The 17,845-nt window shown below is 69.1% G+C and carries 17 protein-coding genes and 1 pseudogene; 3 read left to right on the top strand and 15 right to left on the bottom strand.

What is annotated here, in order from left to right; translation table 11 throughout:
* Positions 1–14: 14 nt before the first annotated feature.
* The 6 genes from ACTMTI_RS20295 to ACTMTI_RS20320 all read right to left on the bottom strand — a co-directional run bounded on the left by ACTMTI_RS20295 (position 15) and on the right by ACTMTI_RS20320 (position 5,948).
* Positions 15–986: an ABC transporter permease gene (locus ACTMTI_RS20295; RefSeq protein ID WP_441121991.1), complete on the bottom strand. Its 972-nt coding sequence runs from the start codon at positions 984–986 to the stop codon at positions 15–17.
* Positions 987–1,045: 59 nt separating this feature from the next.
* The gene (locus tag ACTMTI_RS20300; RefSeq protein WP_441121992.1) at positions 1,046–2,599 is read right to left on the bottom strand and encodes an extracellular solute-binding protein; all 1,554 of its coding nucleotides are present in this window, start codon (positions 2,597–2,599) and stop codon (positions 1,046–1,048) included.
* On the bottom strand, positions 2,596–3,225 hold the full coding sequence (locus tag ACTMTI_RS20305) for a YesL family protein (protein WP_441121993.1): 630 nt from the start codon (positions 3,223–3,225) through the stop codon (positions 2,596–2,598). Before ACTMTI_RS20305 ends, ACTMTI_RS20300 begins: the two co-directional genes overlap by 4 nt.
* 101 nt (positions 3,226–3,326) lie before the next feature.
* A complete protein-coding gene (locus ACTMTI_RS20310; protein ID WP_441121994.1) occupies positions 3,327–4,004 on the bottom strand; it encodes a DUF1961 family protein in 678 nt (225 codons plus the stop codon).
* Between the two features lie 151 nt (positions 4,005–4,155).
* A complete protein-coding gene (locus ACTMTI_RS20315; protein WP_441121995.1) occupies positions 4,156–5,175 on the bottom strand; it encodes a LacI family DNA-binding transcriptional regulator in 1,020 nt (339 codons plus the stop codon).
* A gap of 185 nt (positions 5,176–5,360) precedes the next feature.
* Entirely contained in the window at positions 5,361–5,948 is a 588-nt protein-coding gene (locus tag ACTMTI_RS20320; RefSeq protein ID WP_441121996.1) for a TetR/AcrR family transcriptional regulator, read from the bottom strand.
* A gap of 84 nt (positions 5,949–6,032) precedes the next feature.
* Between ACTMTI_RS20320 and ACTMTI_RS20325 the strand changes: the two are divergent.
* A pseudogene (locus ACTMTI_RS20325) lies at positions 6,033–6,689 on the top strand (NmrA family NAD(P)-binding protein); the annotation flags it as partial.
* 178 nt (positions 6,690–6,867) lie between these two features.
* Here the strand turns inward: ACTMTI_RS20325 and ACTMTI_RS20330 are convergent.
* Positions 6,868–7,524, bottom strand: coding sequence for an acVLRF1 family peptidyl-tRNA hydrolase (locus ACTMTI_RS20330; protein WP_441121997.1), 657 nt, complete (start codon positions 7,522–7,524; stop codon positions 6,868–6,870).
* 120 nt (positions 7,525–7,644) lie between these two features.
* Here ACTMTI_RS20330 and ACTMTI_RS20335 point away from each other — a divergent pair, with 120 nt between their 5' ends.
* Together ACTMTI_RS20335 and ACTMTI_RS20340 are read left to right on the top strand one after the other, a co-directional pair.
* Positions 7,645–8,670, top strand: a complete 1,026-nt coding sequence (locus ACTMTI_RS20335) for an EAL domain-containing protein (protein WP_441121998.1) — start codon at positions 7,645–7,647, stop codon at positions 8,668–8,670.
* Between the two features lie 55 nt (positions 8,671–8,725).
* Positions 8,726–10,012, top strand: coding sequence for an aminotransferase class V-fold PLP-dependent enzyme (locus tag ACTMTI_RS20340; RefSeq protein WP_441121999.1), 1,287 nt, complete (start codon positions 8,726–8,728; stop codon positions 10,010–10,012).
* A 48-nt stretch (positions 10,013–10,060) separates the two neighbouring features.
* On the opposite strand, the gene hisG is transcribed toward ACTMTI_RS20340, so the two are convergent.
* The 8 genes from hisG to ACTMTI_RS20380 form a co-directional block, all read right to left on the bottom strand.
* Positions 10,061–10,906 carry an ATP phosphoribosyltransferase gene (gene hisG, locus ACTMTI_RS20345; RefSeq protein ID WP_441122000.1) on the bottom strand — a complete coding sequence of 282 codons (846 nt, stop codon included), beginning with the start codon at positions 10,904–10,906 and terminating at the stop codon, positions 10,061–10,063.
* 56 nt (positions 10,907–10,962) lie between these two features.
* Entirely contained in the window at positions 10,963–11,226 is a 264-nt protein-coding gene (locus tag ACTMTI_RS20350; RefSeq protein ID WP_441122001.1) for a phosphoribosyl-ATP diphosphatase, read from the bottom strand.
* Positions 11,227–11,318: 92 nt separating this feature from the next.
* Positions 11,319–12,281 (bottom strand): acetylxylan esterase, encoded by a 963-nt coding sequence (locus ACTMTI_RS20355; protein WP_441122002.1) that lies wholly within the window; start codon positions 12,279–12,281, stop codon positions 11,319–11,321.
* A gap of 12 nt (positions 12,282–12,293) precedes the next feature.
* Complete coding sequence (locus ACTMTI_RS20360) at positions 12,294–13,187, bottom strand: ABC transporter ATP-binding protein (RefSeq protein WP_441122003.1); 894 nt, start codon at positions 13,185–13,187, stop codon at positions 12,294–12,296.
* The gene (locus ACTMTI_RS20365) at positions 13,184–14,239 is read right to left on the bottom strand and encodes an ABC transporter ATP-binding protein (protein ID WP_441122004.1); all 1,056 of its coding nucleotides are present in this window, start codon (positions 14,237–14,239) and stop codon (positions 13,184–13,186) included. Before ACTMTI_RS20365 ends, ACTMTI_RS20360 begins: the two co-directional genes overlap by 4 nt.
* Complete coding sequence (locus ACTMTI_RS20370) at positions 14,236–15,108, bottom strand: ABC transporter permease (RefSeq protein WP_441122005.1); 873 nt, start codon at positions 15,106–15,108, stop codon at positions 14,236–14,238. Before ACTMTI_RS20370 ends, ACTMTI_RS20365 begins: the two co-directional genes overlap by 4 nt.
* Positions 15,109–15,112: 4 nt before the next feature.
* Positions 15,113–16,099, bottom strand: a complete 987-nt coding sequence (locus tag ACTMTI_RS20375) for an ABC transporter permease (protein ID WP_441122006.1) — start codon at positions 16,097–16,099, stop codon at positions 15,113–15,115.
* Positions 16,100–16,142: 43 nt separating this feature from the next.
* Positions 16,143–17,834 carry an ABC transporter substrate-binding protein gene (locus tag ACTMTI_RS20380; RefSeq protein ID WP_441122007.1) on the bottom strand — a complete coding sequence of 564 codons (1,692 nt, stop codon included), beginning with the start codon at positions 17,832–17,834 and terminating at the stop codon, positions 16,143–16,145.
* Between the last annotated feature and the right edge of the window lie 11 nt (positions 17,835–17,845).

Here is a 17,845-nt window from a genome sequence, read left to right on the forward strand (position 1 = left end):
TAGCCGGGGCTCCCCTAGAGCAGTCCACGCTGGCCGAGGCGCTTGGCCAGCCAGTTGGAGCCGAAGATCAGGATGCAGCCGACGACGCCCTTGAACAGGCCGACGGCGGTGGAGTAGCTGAGGGCGCTCTGGGTGATGCCGGTGTAGTAGACGTAGGTGTCGAACACGTCGGCCACCGAGCGGTTCAGCGAGGTGGTCATCAGCCAGATCTGCTCGAAGCCCGTATCGAGCAGGTTGCCGGAGGTGAGGATGGCCATGACGACGATCGTGGGGCGGATCGCGGGCAGCGTGACGTGCCAAAGCTGGCGGAAGCGTCCCGCGCCGTCCATGCGCGCCGCCTCGTACAGCTGCGGGTCCACGCCGGCCAGCGCGGCCAGGTAGATGATCGTGCCCCAGCCGGTCAGCTTCCACAGCTGCTGCAGGATGATCAGCGGGCGGAACCAGTCCTCCTGCGCCATGTAGTCGATCTTCGCGGTGTCCCCGGTGAGGTCGCGGATCCACCCCGAGATCACGCCGAAGTCCGCCGAGAACAGCAGGTACGTCAGCGACGCGACGATCGTCCAGGACAGGAAGTGCGGGATGTACATCACCGACTGGACCGAGCGCTTGAGAATGTTGACCCGCAGCTCGTTCAGCAGCAGCGCGACGATGATCGGCGCCGGGAAGATGAAGACCACGGTCAGGACCGCCAGGTACATCGTGTTGAACATCAGCCGGCCGAAGTCCGGCCCGCTGAACAGGTCCTGGAAGTGCTGGAAGCCCACCCAGGGGCTGCCGGAGTACCCCAGGAACGGCACGAAGTCCTGGAAGGCGATGGTGATGCCGTACATCGGCAGGTACTTGAACAGCGCGAAGTAGACGACGCCCGGCAGGATCATCAGGTACAGCCATTTGTAGCGCGCCAGGGACGCGCCCAATCCCGGCTTCCGGCGGCGGCCGGTCGTGGTTGCCGCCCTCGAGGGAGGCGGCGCCAGGTCGGTGGCCACAGCGGCCTCCTTTCATGTGAGGAACCCGGGCACAATCGGCCCGGGTTCCTCAGGGCGGGTCAGTTGGTGCCGAGCTTGGAGACCAGGTCGTTGATCTCGGTGGCGACCTGCGTGCCGCCGCTGTCGTACCAGCGCTTGATCTCGCCCTTCAGCTGCTCTTCGGTCATCTCACCCGACAGGAACTTGATACGGGCGTCGGGGATGATGTCGTCGAGCTGAGCGCCCTTGGCGACGGCCGTGGGCGAGACCACGGGCAGCGCGGGGTTGAAGACGGCCGTCTTGAGGTCCTCGTTCATCAGGTCCAGGCCCAGCTTGATGATGTCCTTGTACGGCTGACCGGAAGGCGTGCGCGCGTAGGCGAGGCCGCCGTACGTCGTGTCGCCCTGGAAACCGAGCTGGGTGAAGGCCTGGTCGACGTTGTCCTGGACGACCCTGACCGCGGGGTCGGTCTCGTTGATCAGCGCGGCAGTGTCGCCATCGGCCTTGAAGTTGCGGCCCTCGATGCCGTTCTGGACCAGGACCTGGCCTTCCTTGGAGCCCAGCTTGTCCAGCACCTTCAGGATGTTGTCCAGGTCCTGCTCGGTCCGCACGTTCTGCTTGGCGATCGCGATGGCGTCGTTGTAGCCGGTGAACGGCAGGGAGAACTTCTTGCCGTCGGAGCGCTTGAGGTTGCCGACCATGGCAACCTTGTCGCCGTAGTTCTTGTCGCCGTCGTCCCTGAACTTGTCGAGCAGCGCCCTGGCGCGGACATTCACGTCGATGATGATGCCGCCCTTGCCCTGGAAGAACGGCTCGTCCCACTTGGCCGTGTCGTAGCTGGCGAAGTCCGGGTTGACCATGCCCTCATCGATCATCTTCTTGAGGAACTTGTTGGCCTCGAGGAACTCGGGGGTGTCGAACCCGGGGACGAGCTTGCCGTTGCGCTCGCCCCAGCCGTTCGGTGCGCCGAACCAGGTCTCGAGCGCGTCATAGGGGCTGGAACTGGAGTACTTGCCCGGCCACTTCGGGATGATCAGGCCGTAGGTGTCCTTCTTGCCGTTGCCGTCGGGGTCCTTCTCGGTGAAGGCCTTGGCGATGTTGTAGAGGTCGTCGACGGTCTCGGGCAGCTTCAGGTCGAGCTTCTCCAGCCAGTCCTTGCGGAGCATGATCGCCGAACGCAGCATGGGCCGCATCCGGGGGATGGCGAAGGACTTGCCGTTGATGGAGGCGTTGAGCGCGCGGCGCTCATCTATCGGCTTCAGGTTCGGGTACTTGTCCAGCTTGTCGGTCAGGTCCCAGAACGCCCCGGCCTGCGCGGCCTTAACGAACGCCGGGCCGTGCGGGTCCACGACCATGAGCTGCGGCACGTTGCCCGAAGCGAGCGTGACGTTGACCTTGTCGGCGTACTCGGCATTGGGAACCCAGTTGACCTGGAGCTTCTTGCCGAGGAACTTCTCGACCGCCTGCTGCATCTCGCCCTTCGGGTCGGGCGCGGCGCCGAACAGCTTGGTCATGATCGTCAGCGTGTTCGGGTCAGCGGCGGGCGCCTCACCGCCGGAGCAGGCCGAGGCGGTGAGGGCAGCCGTAAGCGTTAATGCGGCGGCGGTGAGTCGCCGGCGACGGGATGCGCTCATGAGTTCCCTTTCGAATGCAGGCGCGCCTCGTTCTCCTCGAAGAAGCGCAGGCAGAGCCACGTGTTGAGATAGATCCACGCGCCGAAGCTGATCACCGGGGCGAGGATGGGCGCCGCCGAGGTCGCGTAGGCGATGGCTGAGAGCGCTAGCAGCAACAGCACGGACGAGGCCGGACGCATGAGCGCTAGCTGGACCGCCTTGGGCACGTAGGCCCACAGCGGCAGGTCGTAATGCACGTAGAGCGGCCCGACGTACGCTCCCACACCGGCCAGTGCGATGAGCGAGACGAGGGTCGCGATCCGCGGCGTTCCCATGCCGGGCCCGAGCGCGGAGAAGTAAAGGTAGTTGCCGATCAGGACGGTGGCGACCAGCGCCAACGGCAGGACCAGCAACGATGCGCGGACGAACTCCCGTCGGTAGACGGTCCAGAATTCGGCCCAAGCCTGAAACGTTTCATTCCGGGCATGCCTCCGAGCCAGGGTGTAGGCGGCTACAGTGGCGGGCCCGAGCCCGAGGATCACGCCTCCCGCAAGGGTGAAGACGATCCACATCAGGTTCAGCCGGACCGCCCAGATGAGCTCTGAGCAGGCAGCATAAATCCTGATCGACATGGCGGGATGGTTCATCCGGCACCACCTTCTCGTGGCATGTGCACGGATTCGGGGGTGGGTTGTTGCACCGTGGTTCCTGCCTAGTTACAAGCCAGTGAACGGCGGTTGGTGAGAAATTAGTGTTGAATCGACTCAAAGTCAATGAGAGAGATGCGGAGATTTGCGTACTCTCCGATCAGCGGAGCCATCTGCCGGAACCCGATTTTGCCTCCTGCCAGGGCAGGGCCGCCGATCGAGCCGTCGTCCTCCCAGCGGAACGAGACCAAATCGTTGATTGAGAAGGTGATCTCCGCCCCCTTGACGTCGAGCCGGATCGCGTAGGGGCCGTCGGCGTCCAGCGCCGCCGGGAGCGGGTCAGGGCCCTGGGCGACCAGGTGGAAGCCGTGGCTTTTGCGCAGGTTGCAGGTGTGCAACGCGCGCTCGGAGGCCCACATGCGGCGGAAGTAGGAGACGTGGTAGGCGTCGATGTCGCCGTGGTGGTACTGGTCGTAGGGGCCGTTGCGCGCGGCCAGGGCGGGGTCGAACAGGTCCTCGCCGTTCCTGCCGCGGGCGTGGAAGAACATGATGGCCAGGCCCGGCTCCCTGATCGGCCAGAAGTCCCATTCGACGCGCACGTCGGCGGGGAAGTCCTCGGGACACCACAGCACCAGGTTGGCCGCCTGCCCGTCGGAGGGCGGCCGCAGGCTCTCCAGCCGCATCCGGCCCTGGGGGAACGACACGGCGCCGTCCCCCTCCATGCGGAATCCGGCCAGGTCGTCGGGGGTGGCCAGGGGGTTGCGATAGAGCTCTGTCAATGGGGCTCCTTGTGGTCGTGGTCCACGCGCACCGCGCCTGGCCAGGAGCGGTGCGGCAGGCGTGCAGGGGCCGGGCGGCGTCGAACCCGACCGGTCAGCGGGGCCGGGCGGCGTCGAACCGGGGCCGGTCAGGGGTGCGGAACCGGCCCCTTCAGTGGTCGCGGCGCATGGCGCTGGACTCGCGGACCACCAGGTCGGGCTGGAAGATGACCTGTCTGTGCCGATGCTGCTCGGGCTCGGCGACCTCCTCCAGCAGCAGGTCGATCGCGGTGCGTCCGAGCAGCTCGCGCGGCTGCCGTATCGAGGACAGCGGCACCGCGGCCGCCGCGGCGAAGTCGATGTCGTCGTATCCGATGATGGCCAGGTCCTCGGGCACGCGCAGCCCGTGGGTGGCCATCGCCTGTAAGAAACCGAGCGCCATCATGTCGTTGGCGCAGAAGGCCGCTGTGGGCCGCTCGCCGGGAGGAAGCGCCGCGACGCGCTCCCCGATGGCCCGTCCCTCGCCGACGGTCAGCGTGGGCGCGGTGGCGGTGACCAGCTCGACGGCGCCGTCCGCGGCGGCGACGGCGCTGGTGACGCCCGCGTGCCGGTCGGCCACCTGTTTGATGGACGGCGGCCCGCCGACGAACATGAGCCGCCGATGCCCCCGTTCAATGAGGTGGGCGCCGGCGATCTGCCCGCCGAGCCGGTCGTCGACCGCCACCGAGCACTGCAGCCCGGTGGCCGGGCTGTCGACCAGCACCACGGGCGTGCCTCTGGCGATCAGCTCCTCCAGCCAGGGGGTGTCCATCTCGACCGGGGTGATCAGTATGCCCATCACCCGCTGCTGTTCGAGCTGGTCGAGGTGGCGGCGCTCGCGGCCGGGGTCGCCGGCGCTGTTGCACAGCACCACCATGCTGTCGTTGTCCTCGGCCACCGACTCGGCGCCCTGGGCCACGTCCACGAAGAAGGGGTTGGACACGTCGAGCACGACGAGCCCCACCGTCCGGCTGCGGCCCACACGCAGGTGGCGGGCCACCTCGTTGCGGACGAAGCCCAGTTTTTTGATCGCTTCAAAGACGCGTTCGCGGGTGGCGGGCGACACGATCTCCGGGCGGTTGAGCACATTGCTCACGGTGCCCACAGAGACGCGCGCCAGCTGCGCGACCTCCTTGATGTTCCTGGTCGCCATCGATCCTCACGAGGCCGTGCTGCTGTAAATGCAAGCCGCTACTGCGGTGGCCCACCGGGACGCGGCCCACCGCAAGTGCATGAAAACGCTGGTTGCGGCGGGCCATGAGACGCGGCCCGCCATGAACTCGGCTCATCATAGCGGGATTCAAGATTTTTTTGAATCGTCTCAAAAACTCAAAACGGTCACGAGGGCCGGTGAGCGGCCGGCGTGGCGGCGTCCGCCTTCATGCCGTCGAGCATCAGCCGCAGGTACCGCCCGGGGTCGGCGGCGACGGGTTCCGGCAGCTCGGCGGGGTGGCAGGTGAAGACCGCGAGCAGGTGTACGAGGTCGTCGACGCCCACGTCGGGCCGCATCGAACCCTCGGCCTGGGCCCGGCGCACGAGCCCGTCGAACTGCTCGATCCACCGCGAGCGCGTTTTCGCGAACTCGGCCCGGTCCACGATCGCCTCTTGGGGCACCTCGGCCAGCGCGGTGGCCAGCGCGGCCCGGCCGGGCTCGGCGGCCCAGGAGACGAAGTCCCAGATCGCGCCCCAGGCGTCGGAGGCGCTTCGCGCCGCCTCGCCCAGCGCGTTCGCCATCGTGTGTATGTACAGATCCCCCACGGCCGCTATCAGGGCGTGGCGGTCGGGGAAGCGGCGGTAGAGCGTGCCGACGCCGACTCCGGCGCGCTTGGCGATGGCCTCCATGGGCGCGTTGGCGCCGCGCTCGGCCACGACCTCGGCGGCCGCCTCAACGATCTTGTCCAGGTTGCGCTTCGCGTCCGCTCGCACGTACGACCCCCAAGTGGACGATCCGATTCCGGTTAGTGTACCGTCCACGTAACCGGAATACGATATTCCACTTAGGAGGCCAAGATGATCGTGATAACCGGCGCAACCGGCACCATCGGCCGCGCCCTCATCCAGCGCCTGCGCGGGCACGACCGGCTCGCCGTGGTGCGGCGCCCCGCCCAGGATCTGGGCTGCGACTGCGCACTGGCCGACTTCGACGAGCCCGAGACGATCGGCAAGCTGCTGTCGGCCGGCGACCGGCTGTTCCTCAACAGCTCGCTGTGGCCGGGGTTCATCGACGCCCACCGCGCGGTGATCGACCTGGCCGCGAAGGCGGGCGTGGCGCAGATCGTCGCGGTCTCCGTACGGGATGCCAGGCCGGGCGCGAAGCTCGGCGGCGGCATGCACGGCGCGGTGGACCTCCACCTCAGGAAGTCGGGCGTCCCGTGGGCGATCCTGCAGCCGACCGGGTTCATGCAGAACCTGCCGCGCGACGTCCAGGACGGCCGCTTCTACGGCTCGTACGGCCCCACGCCGGTCAACTACATCGACACCAGGGACGTCGCCGAGGCGGCGGCGGCGCTGCTGACCGGCCAGGCCGAAGCGGCCGCAGACCACGTGCTCACCGGCCCGGAGTCCCTGTCACACGAGCAGATCGCCGAGCAGATCAGCGCGGCGCTCGGCCGCCCGGTCCGGTACGTGGACCTGCCGGTTCCGGAGATGGCCGCGCACCTGGAGCGGCGGGGCATCCCGCAGCCGCACGCCGGCGACCTGGCCGCGCTGATGGCCGAGACCGGGGACGGCCGCTGGGCGACCACCACGACGGCGGTCGAGGACCTGACGGGCCGCCCCGCCCCGCCCCCTGTCCGCCTTCCTCGCCGACCACAAGGACGCCTTCGCCTGATCACCGCCCTGGCATTCAGGGTGGGTCCACCACGCGCACGCGCACCGCGCGGAACGACGCCGGGGTGTCACGCAGCACCGCCAGCCTCGGGTCGGGCACCACCAGGAACGGCTCGGTCTCCAGCGCGAGCAGGGGCGCCAGCCGCCGGTCCGGCCGCAGCGCGTCCACCGCCCGCCGGTCCCCGCCGAGCACCACCCCGTCCAGCTCCCCCAGGTACGGCGACAGCACCCGCACCGCCGTCTCCACCGCGTCGTCGAACACCTGGGCCGCCTGGTTGCTTCGCCGCCTGGCGAAGCGCTGCTGCGACCACCCGCCCGCCGCCGTGCGTCCCTGCACCAGCCGCGACCCCACCTTCGAGGCGAGAAGCGCGGACCCGTGGAAGACGCCGGCCGCGTATCCGCCGAGCCGCACCAGGACCACCCCCACCCGCCGCTCGGCCTTGGCGTGCGTGACCAGGCGGGTGACGTGCGGCGGCCCGGGCGCGGTCATCGGCGGGAAGGGCACGTGCAGCTCGGCCAGGGCCCCGTCGGCGGCACGCAGCCGCACGACCTGGTCGTCACCGGAGGCCGAGAAGGGCCCGTGACGGGCCGCGAACCCGTCGATCCACGGGTGCAGGCGCTCCGGCGGCACCGTGACCCACCGGCCGCCGCCCTTGGCCGGACGCGCGCTCATGCCCCGAAGGCTAACGGAAAGGCGTCCTGCCCATAGCAGGCGGGGAACCTAAGCGGAAATGTCGGTAAACCCTGTATCAGGAGGCTTCTGCGACGCCTGTCTCTCCAGCACGATCTGTACGTGTCCTCCCTGCTCACCAGCCCCATGGTCGACCTCGACACCGGCGCGGTCATCGCGCACCCCGCCGTCGTGGACTCCACGGGCACGCTCAGGGCGGCCCCACTGCCCATGATCCTGGAGCTGCCCATCCGGGTGGTGCTGTCGGGCGCGGGCGCGCTCGCGCCGCTGCACGAGGCGCTCCGCAGAGTGGGCAGGCATCCGCGCGAGGCGATCCTGCTGGTCACCGGCTCGTGCCAGGAGCAGGACCGGCCGCTGCTGAAGGCCGGGCTCGACGGCCTGCGCACGATCGGCTATCTGCTGGGCTTCGCCGACGTGGGATCCGCCGGCGCGTCGCTGGAACTGGTCACGGACTCCTCGCCGTACCTGCTGGCGCTCGACCCCGAGCTGGTGGCGCGCATCCCGGCCGACCACCGGGCGACCGCGGTGGCGCGGTCGGTGGTGACGCTGGCGCGCGGCATCGGCGCGCACGTGATGGCACCGGGCGTCGAGCGCGAGCCGCAGTTGGCGGCGGTCCACGGCCTCGGCGTCCGCCTCGCGCACGGCCCGCTGCTCGCCCCCGGCCCCGACGGAAAGGTACGGGTGCCGCTCCCCCTGCTCGACGAGCCGCCCGACAGCGCCATGCTCGGCCCGCGCGTCCAGGAACTGCTGATCCCCGCGGTGACCCTGTCCGCGGAGGCGAAGGCGGAGGAGGTGGTGAAGGCGTTCGGGCACGAGCCGACGATCACCAGCGTGATCCTGGTGGACGAGTACCAGCGGCCGAAGGGCAGCCTGGACCGCAGCCGGTTCCTGCTGTCGTTCGCGGCCCGCTACGGCCATGCCCTGCACGGGTCGAAGCCGGCCCAGCGGCTGGCCGACCCGCCGCGCACGGTCCCGCGTACGGCCTCGGCCATCTCGGCCATGCAGGCGGCCGGCCGGGACGCCGGCCGCGTCTACGACGACCTGGTGGTGACCGACGAGATGAACCGCTGCCTGGGCATCGTCCGCGTGTCCGATCTGATCAGACAAGTGATCTCGGTCAGGAGCTGATAACGACTCGCGCGCGGTCCTGGGCGGCGGGGCGCGGCCGGGATAGGAAAGGTGCATGCGCCTGAACAGACGGGCCCTGCTCGGCACGGGGGTGCTGGCCGGTGTCGCCGCGTGCACGTCCACGCCCACGCCCGCCCGGCAGAGGCCCGCCTTCGACCCCGGCGACTGGGCGTCCGTCAGGGCCCAGTTCGCGATGGATCCCGCGTACGCGCAGTTCGCGGCGTTCGTGCTGGCCCCGGCCCCGGCGCCGGTGCGCGAGACGATCCGGACCTACCGCGACGGCCTGGACGCCGACCCCGAGTACACCCCGCCCGGCAACCAGGCCCCCGACCAGGCGGCGCGCGAGGCCGCGGCCCGCTATCTGGGCGCCGAGCCGGGCCAGATAGCGCTGACCGACAGCACCACGATGGGCCTCGGCCTGCTCTACTCCGGCATCAGACTGCACCCCGGCCAGGACGTGCTGACCACCGAGCACGACTTCCTCGCCACCCACGAGGGCCTGCGGCTGCTGGCCGAGCGCACGGGCGCGAAGGTGCGCAAGGTACGGCTGTACGACGACCCGGCGCAGGCCACGGCCGACCGCATGGTGTCGGCGATCAAGCAGGGGCTCGGCCCGCGAACCAGGGTGGTGGCGGTCACCTGGGTGCATTCGAGCACCGGCGTCCGCGTGCCGGTCCGCGCCATCGCCGACCTGCTGGCCGAGGTCAACAGGGGCCGGGACGAGCGCGACCGGGCGCTGCTGTGCGTGGACGGGGTGCACGGGTTCGGCGCGATGGCCGCCGAGGTGACGGACCTGGGCTGCGACTTCCTGGCCAGCGGCACGCACAAGTGGCTGTTCGGCCCGCGCGGCACGGGCATCGTGTGGGGCAAGGCCTGGGACGTGATCGCACCGATCATCCCGAGCTTCAGCCAGGGCGCCTTCCTCGCCTGGCAGAGCGGCGGCGTTCCGGCCAAGAACACCGCCGAATTGGTCACGCCGGGCGGCTTCAAGGCGTTCGAACACCGGTGGGCGATGCCGCAGGCGTTCGGATTCATGACCGCGATCGGCAAGGACCGCGTCCAGCAGCGCACGCAGGAGCTGGCCACCAGGCTCAAGGCGGGTCTGCGGGAGATCCCGCACGTCACCCTGGCCACGCCCGAGTCGCCGGAGCTGTCGGCCGGGCTGGTGTGCTGCTCGATCAGGGACATGCAGCCGATGCAAGCGGTGGAGCGGCTGCACGCGCAGAAGGTGATCGCGAGCGTCACGCCGTACAACGCGCCGCTGCTGCGGTTCGGCCCCAGCATCGTGACCACGCCGGAGCAGGTGGACCAGGCGATCAAGGCGGTGGCGGGACTGCGATGAGCCGGCCGTGACGCACCTCGGGTCACGGCCGGACTATCGGGGCAGAGATCAGAGGCGGCAGGCGTAGATGTCGGTGACCAGGATGGCTCGTGCGCCGATGTCCCACAGCTGGTCCATCACCTGCTGGTGGCCCTTGCGCCGGACCATGGCGCGGACGGCGACCCAGCCCTCGCGGTGCAGCGGCGAGACCGTGGGGCCCTCCATGCCGGGCGTCAGCGCGATGGCCTCTTCGATCCGCTCGGCACGGATGTCGTAGTCCATCATGACGAAGTCGCGGGCGTGCACGACTCCTTGGATGCGGCGTACGAGCTGGTCGACGCCGGGTGTGTCCGGCGCGCTCTGCTGCTTGATCAGCACGCCCTCGGAGCGCATGATCGGCTCGCCGAACACCTCCAGGCCGACGTTGCGCAGCGTGGTGCCGGTCTCCACGACGTCGGCGACCGCGTCGGCCACGCCGAGCCTGATGGCGGTCTCGACGGCGCCGTCCAGCTTGATCACTCGGGCGTCCACGCCCTCGTCGGACAGGTATTTCTCCAGCAGGCCCGCGTAGGAGGTGGCGATGCGCCGGCCCTCCAGGTCCTTGACGGACGTCATCGTGCCCGCCGTGGTGGCCAGGCGGAAGGTGGAGCCGCCGAAGCCGAGCGGCATGATCTCCTCGACCGGCGCGCCGGAGTCGATCAGCATGTCACGGCCGGTGATGCCGACGTCGAGGGTGCCCTCCCCGACGTAGACGGCGATGTCGCGGGGTCGCAGGAAGAACAGCTCGCAGCCGCTGTCCTGGTCGACGACGACCAGTTCCTTGCTGTCCCTGCGGGAGCGGTAGCCGGCCTCTTTGAGCATGTGCTGGGCGGCCTCGCTGAGCGCGCCCTTGTTGGGTACTGCCAGACGCAGCATGGTCAGGTCCTCGATTTCTGTCGCTTCTCCAGGGGCGGCGGTGGGCGCTGGGCGCCTTAGAGATGCTTGTAGACCTGATCGAGGCTGATGCCCTTGGCGATCATGAGCACCTGCACATGGTAGAGAAGCTGCGAGATCTCCTCGGCTGCCCTGTCGTCTGACTCGTGCTCGGCGGCCATCCAGCTCTCGGCGGCCTCCTCGACGACCTTCTTGCCGATGGCATGGACGCCGGCGTCGAGCGCGGCCACGGTGCCCGAGCCCGCGGGCCGGGTCCTGGCCTTCTCTGACAGCTCGGCGAACAGCTCTTCGAAGGTCTTCATGGTCTCTCTCGGTGTCGGCTGACGTGCTTCACAAGCCTAGTCTGCGCGAGAGAGTAACGCCGCCTCGCGTCCGCCACGCGAGACGGCGTCCATCATCCGAGCACCTTTTTCGCTTTCGCAACCTTCTCCATGGTGTGGGTGGCTTCGCCGCCCTCGTGCCCGTTGTACGGGTAGACCCGGATGTCCTTCTCGCCGGCGTAGTGGTTGTAGGCGGCGAACACCGTGGACGGCGGCGTGATCCCGTCCTGCAGCCCGACCGAGAACAGCGCGGGCGTGGTGGCGCGGGCGGCGAAGTTGACCCCGTCGAAATACGCCAACGTCTCGAAGACCGGTTCCACCCGGTCCTTGAGCGCCCGACAGTAGGCGGCGATCTCCGCGTAGGGGTATTCGGCGGTGATCTGGGTGGCGTGCCTGATGTGGCACATGAAGGGCACGTCCAGGAAGGCGCAGGCGAGGCCGGGCACCAGCGCGGAGGCGGCCAGCGCGATGGCGCCGCCCTGGCTGGCGCCGCCGACCGCGACCGCCCCCACCATGGGGTGCGCCCTGGCGGCCTCGACGGCGCGCACGGCGTCGGTGTAGAGCCGCCGGTAGTAGTAGGCGTCCGGGTCGTGGATGCCGCTGGTCATGACGCCGGGCGTCTGCGGCCCGGTGCCGGGGAAGGGGTCGGCGGTGTCGCCGCGGCGCCAGCCGCCGGCGCCCTGGCCCCTGCTGTCCATGGCGAAGACCGCGTAGCCGAAGCTGGGCCACAGCAGCCAGTCGATCGGCAGCCCGCGGCCGCCGCCGTAGCCCTGGTACTCGACGACGCACGGCACCGGCCCGGCGGCGTGCCGGGGAACGAGGAGCCAGCCCTTGATCGGGTGGCCGCCGAACCCGGCGAAGGTGACGTCGTACACCTCGGCGCTGGTCAGGTCGGACGGCACGGAGGTGAAGGCGGGGGCGAGGTCGTGGGTGCGGGCCTCGGTGAGCGTGCGCTGCCAGAAGTCGTCGAAGTCGGCGGGCTCGACGCGTTCGGGGAGGTATTCCCGCAGTTGCGGGAGTGGCATGTCGACGAACACGAGTGCTCCTGTTCAGGGGGCGGGAACGGCCGGCAGGACGCAGCGGACGAGGTGCTCCTCGCCGCGCACGGCGATCTCCTCGGCGCAGGCGTCGGCGGCGTGCGGGCAGCGGTTGCGGAACAGGCACCCGCTGGAGACCGGCGGCCCGTTCCTGCGCTCCTGGCGGGGCGGCCGGGTGCCCTCGTGCGCCGCCCAGGGGTCGGGGGCGGCCGCGGCCAGCAGCATGGTGTACGGGTGCCGCGGCGTGAGGATGACGTCGTCGGCGGGTCCGCGCTCGACGATCTGCCCCCGGTACATGACCATGATGTCGCGGGCGAAGTGCCGCGCCGTGGCCAGGTCGTGGGTGACGTAGAGCACCGCCAGGTCCTCCTCCCGCTTGAGCCGGTCGATCAGGTTGAGTATCTCCAGCCTGATCGACACGTCCAGCATCGAGACCGGCTCGTCGGCCAGCAGCACCTTGGGGCGCGGCGCCAGCGCCCTGGCGATCGCCACCCGCTGCCGCTGGCCGCCGGACAGCTCGTGCGGATACCTACCGGCGAACGCGGCCGGCAGATTGACCCGCTCCAGCAGTTCCTCGGCCGTCCCCGGCTGCTTGTGGATCTGCAGGGGGCGGCGCAGGTGGTAGCCGATCGTGTGGGCCGGATTGAGCGACGAGAACGGGTCCTGGAAGACCATCTGCACGTCTTTGCGGTAGTTCGACGTCTCCAGCAGGATCTCGCCGGCGGTGGGCTTGACCAGCCTGGCCAGCATGCGGGCGATGGTCGACTTGCCGCTGCCGCTCTCCCCCACCAGCGCGGTGGTCTCGCCGGAACGCAGCTCGAAGGAGACGTCGTCGACCGCCTTCAGGTATTCCTTCCTGGCCAGCTTGAAGGTCTTGCTCAGGTGGCTGACCGTCATCGACGTCATGAGGTCACCTCGTGCTCGGAAAGCTCGGGCTCGGCGTACTCGAAGCGCCGCTCCAGCAGGCGCTTGTCGGGGCGGGCGGGGTGCAGCCTGCGGTCGTACTGCAGGCAGGCCACCAGGGAGTCCTGGATGGTGTCGAGCTCGGGCTCGTGGGTGTGGCAGCCCTCGAAGGTGTACGGGCAGCGGGGCGCGAACGAGCAGCCGGTGATCTCCTGCGACAGGTCGGGCGGGCTGCCGGGGATGCCGTGCAGCGCCTGGCGCTCGCCGCGCAGGCTGGGGAAGGAGTTGAGCAGGCCCACCGTGTACGGGTGGCGCGGGTTGCGGAGGGTGTCCTTGCTGGTGCCGTACTCGACGATGCGGCCGCCGTACATGATCGCGAGATGGTCGCTGATCTCCAGCAGCATCGACAGGTCGTGCGTGATGAAGATCACGGCGAAGCCGAACATCTCCCGCAGCCGGTCGATCTCCTCCAGGATGTCGCGCTGCACCACCACGTCCAGCGCCGTCGTGGGCTCGTCCAGGACGACCACGTCGGGATTGAGCGCCATCGCCATCGCGATCAGCACCCGCTGCCGCATGCCGCCCGACAGCTCGTGCGGGAAGGAGCCGATGCGGCCCGGGTCGATGCCGACCAGCTCCAGCAGTTCCCGCGAGCGTTCCTCCCGCTCGCGCTTCGACATCGACGGCTCGTGGGTGGTGAACACGTCGTGGAGCTGGCGGCGGATGCTGAGCACGGGGTTGAGCGCGTTCATGGCGCTCTGGAACACCATGGCCACCCGCCGCCAGCGGAATCGCCGCAGCGCCTCGCCTTCCAGGGCGAGCACGTCGATCGGGTCGCCGCCCTTGGGGCGGAAGACGACCTCGCCGGAGGTGGTGCGGCCGGGCGGCTGCAACAGCCGGTTGATCGCGTACGCCAGTGTCGACTTGCCGCAGCCGCTCTCGCCCGCGATGCCGAGGACCTGGCCGCGGCCGAGGTCGAAGCTGACGTCCCGGACCGCGCGGGTCCGGCCGTAGGCCACGCTCAGATTGCGTACGGTCAGGACGGGGTCGTTCATGCGGCCGCCTTTCGCAGTCGCGGGTTCATCAGCTCGTCGATGCTGAAGTTGATCAGCGAGAGTCCGGTGCCGAGCGCGGCGATGAACAGCCCCGGCGGCACGAACCACCACCAGGCGCCCATCGAGAGCGCGGAGCCGTTCTGGGCGAAGTAGAGCATCGCGCCCCAGGAGCTGACCGCGCCGCCGCCGAGGCCGAGTGCGGACAGCCCCGACTCGGTGAGGATGGCGCCGATGATCGCCCAGACGAAGCCGGAGGCGATGACGGGGACGAGGTTCGGCAGGATCTGGAAGACCATGATCCGCCAGCCTGATTCGCCGCTCACCCGGGCCGCGTCCACGTAGTCGCGGTTGCGCAGTGACATGACCTGGGAGCGGATGACCCGCGCCGGGCCCGCCCAGCTGATCATGGAGATGATCAGGGCGTAGGTGAACGGGCCGCTGTCCTCGACGTAGTCGGCGACGAGGATCAGCAGCGGCAGTGTGGGGATGACCAGCGCGACGTTGCTGAGCAGGGAGAACGCCTCGTCCAGCCAGCCGCCGAAATAGCCGCCGACGACGCCGACGAGCAGGGAGGCCGCCGTCCCCAGCACGCCGGCGATCACGCCGATCAGCATCGACCCGCGCGTGGCGTGCAGCAGCTGGGCCAGCACGCTCTGCCCGGTGTCGGTCGAGCCGAGCCACAGCTCCGCCGAAGGCGTTTCGAGCCGCCCGCCCACGAGGGCCTCAGGGTCACCGGCCAGCATGGGGCCGACGACGGCGAGCACGGCGAAGAAGCCGACGATCGCCAGCCCGGCGACGAGCTTGCCGGATTTCGGCAGGCCGAGCAGCCGCCGGTCCTGCGGAGCGGCCAGGGTCACTACTGCGGTCACGGCCTCAGCCCGCCTTCCGCACTCGGGGGTCGATCAGCCCGTACAGCAGATCGACCAGGAGGTTGGCGGCCAGCACGGCCACCGAGATCATCAGGAAGAGGCCCTGCATGAGCGGGTAGTCGGCGCTGCCGACGGCCTGCAGCAGTGCGAAGCCGACGCCGGGGTAGGAGAAGACGACTTCGGTGGCGACCTGGCCGCCGACGAAGAAGCCGAGCGTGATCGCGAATCCGGTCACGCTGGGCAGCACGGCGTTGCGGGCCGCGTACGCGACCATCACCCGGCGCGGCCGCAGCCCTTTGGCCTGCGCCATGACCACGTAGTCCTCGGCCATGGTCGAGACCATCATGTTGCGCATGCCGAGCATCCAGCCCGCGATGCCGGAGATCACCAGCGTGAGCGCGGGCAGGGCGCCGTGGTAGAGCACGCTGCCGATGAAGCCGCCGGTGAAGCCCATGCGCACGTTGGCGTAGTCGTAGGCGCCGTTCAGCGGGAACCAGCCGAGCCCGGCGCCGAGGAAGAACAGCAGGAGCAGCGCCAGCCAGAAGTACGGGATCGCGGCCAGGAACGTCGTGGACGGGATCAGCCCGTCCAGCCAGCTCCCCCGCCGCCACCCGGCCACCATGCCGAGGCCGACGCCGAGCCCGACGGTGATGAGCAGTGAGATCGACACCAGGCCGAGCGTCCAGGGCATCGCCTGGCCGATCACCGTGCCCACCGGGGTGGGGTAGTAGGTGACGGAGGTGCCGAGGTTGCCGGTGGCCAGCTGGCGCAGGTAGGCGAAGTACTGGACCCACAGCGGGTCGTTGCTGACCCCGAACATGATCTCCAGGGTCTTGCGGAACTCCGGAGGCGGCGGCTGCTTGGCCTGGAACCGCGACAGGATGATGTCGACCGGGTTGCCCCTGATCAGGCGTGGGATGAGGAAGTTGATCGTCAGTGCCGCCCACAGCGCCACCGCGTAGAACCCGAGCTTGCGCCAAAGGTATGCCATGTGGTTCTCCCCGAGGGGACCGGGGCTCGCGCCCCGGTCCGGGCTAGTTCGCGGGCTGCAAATTCTTGGCCACGATGCCGTTGTCGGGGTGGGAGAAGGGCAGGCCGAGCGCGTACGGGTTCTGCTCGCTGGGCCATCCGGTGACGTTGGCGCTCCGGAACTCGGCCAGGGAGCTGGACTGCTGCAGCGGGATGTAGGGCAGGTCGGCCACGACCGCGTCCTGGATGGTGTAGATCGCCTGCTTGATCGCGTCCGTCTGCTCCGGCGGGGTGTCGGCGATGGTCTTCAGCGCGGCGTCCACGGCGGGGTTCTTGTAGCGGGCCATGTTCTGGTTGGCCGGGGGGAGGTTCTTGCTGTTGAGGATGTTGTTGTACATGTAGTACGGGTGCGGGCCGCCCCAGGCGTTCCACATCATCAGCTGGAAGTCGCCCTTCTGCTGCATGTCGATGAAGGCGTTGAAGGAGACCTCCTTCGACTTGAACTCGATGCCGACCTCTTTGAGCTGCTGCTTGATGACCTGGGCGGCCGAGACGTAGTCGGTCCAGCCGGTCACCAGGTGGCAGGTGATGGACAGGCGCTTGCCGTCCTTGGCGTAGAAGCCGTCGCCGTCCTTGGCGTATCCGGCCGCCTCGAGGGTCTGGCGGGCCTTGTCCTGGTTGAACTCCAGCTTCAGCGCGGCGTGCTTGGGCGAGACGTACTCCTGGAAGAGCGGCAGCACCACGCCCACCGGGCTGACCGGCTTGCCGAGCCCGGCGAACGCCAATTCGATGATCTTGTCGCGGTCGAGCGCGAAGTTGACGGCCTGGCGCACGGCCAGGTCGTTCATGGGCGCCTTGGTCAGGTTCGGCACCAGGTTGGTGATGTAGAGGTGGGACTCGTTCTTGTAGGTGTTGTGCTCGGGGTCCTTGGCCACGAACTGCTTGTCGGGGTCGGCCATGAACATGCCGCCCCAGTCGAGCTGCCCGCTGATCAGCGCCTGCAGGGAGGCGTCATTGTTGTTGTACGACCAGAAGCGCAGCCCGGCGATCTTGGGCTTGCCGGTGTCCCAGTGGCTCGGGTTCTTGACGAACGTGTAGCTCTGCGGCGTGAACTCGCCCATCATGAACGGGCCGGTGCCGACCGGCTTGGTGTTGGTGTCCTTGGTGGGCTTGTCGATCTTCTCCCAGATGTGCTTGGGCACGATGTAGGTGTTGCCCGCCACGTTCCACAGGTTCGTGTACATCTTCTCGGTGAAGGTGATCTTCACCTGGGTGGGGCTGAGGACCTCGGCGTCCTTGATGTTGGTGCCGGCCGCGTTCAGTTCCTTGTTGTCCCGGCGGTAGGTGAAGTTGAAGGCGACGTCCTCGGCGGTGAACGGCTTGCCGTCGCTCCACTTGACGCCCTCGCGGAGGGTGAAGGTGATCGACTTGCCCTCGTCGCCGAACTCGTACTTGGTGGCCAGCAGCGGCTGGATGTCACCCGACTTCGACTGGTTGAAGAACATCAGCGTCTCGTAGAGCATCCCCGTCGTGCCCATGAGGTTGGGGGTGCCCTGGACGAGGGGGTTGAGGTTCTCGTTGAACTGGCCGGTCCCGCCGACGACGTTCACGAACGTGTCCTTGGCGGCGCCTCCGGAGGAGGAGGCAGGGCCGGAGGAGGGGGCGGTGGTGCCGGCGGTCAGGGGCACGCCGCCGCCCGAGCATGCGGTGAGGAGGGCGAGCGCGGCGGCTGCCACGACGAGTTGGGTTCTTCTCATCTACTTCTCCC

Origin of the sequence: Nonomuraea sp. H19 (assembly GCF_052068215.1) — a bacterium.
GTDB lineage: Bacteria > Actinomycetota > Actinomycetes > Streptosporangiales > Streptosporangiaceae > Nonomuraea.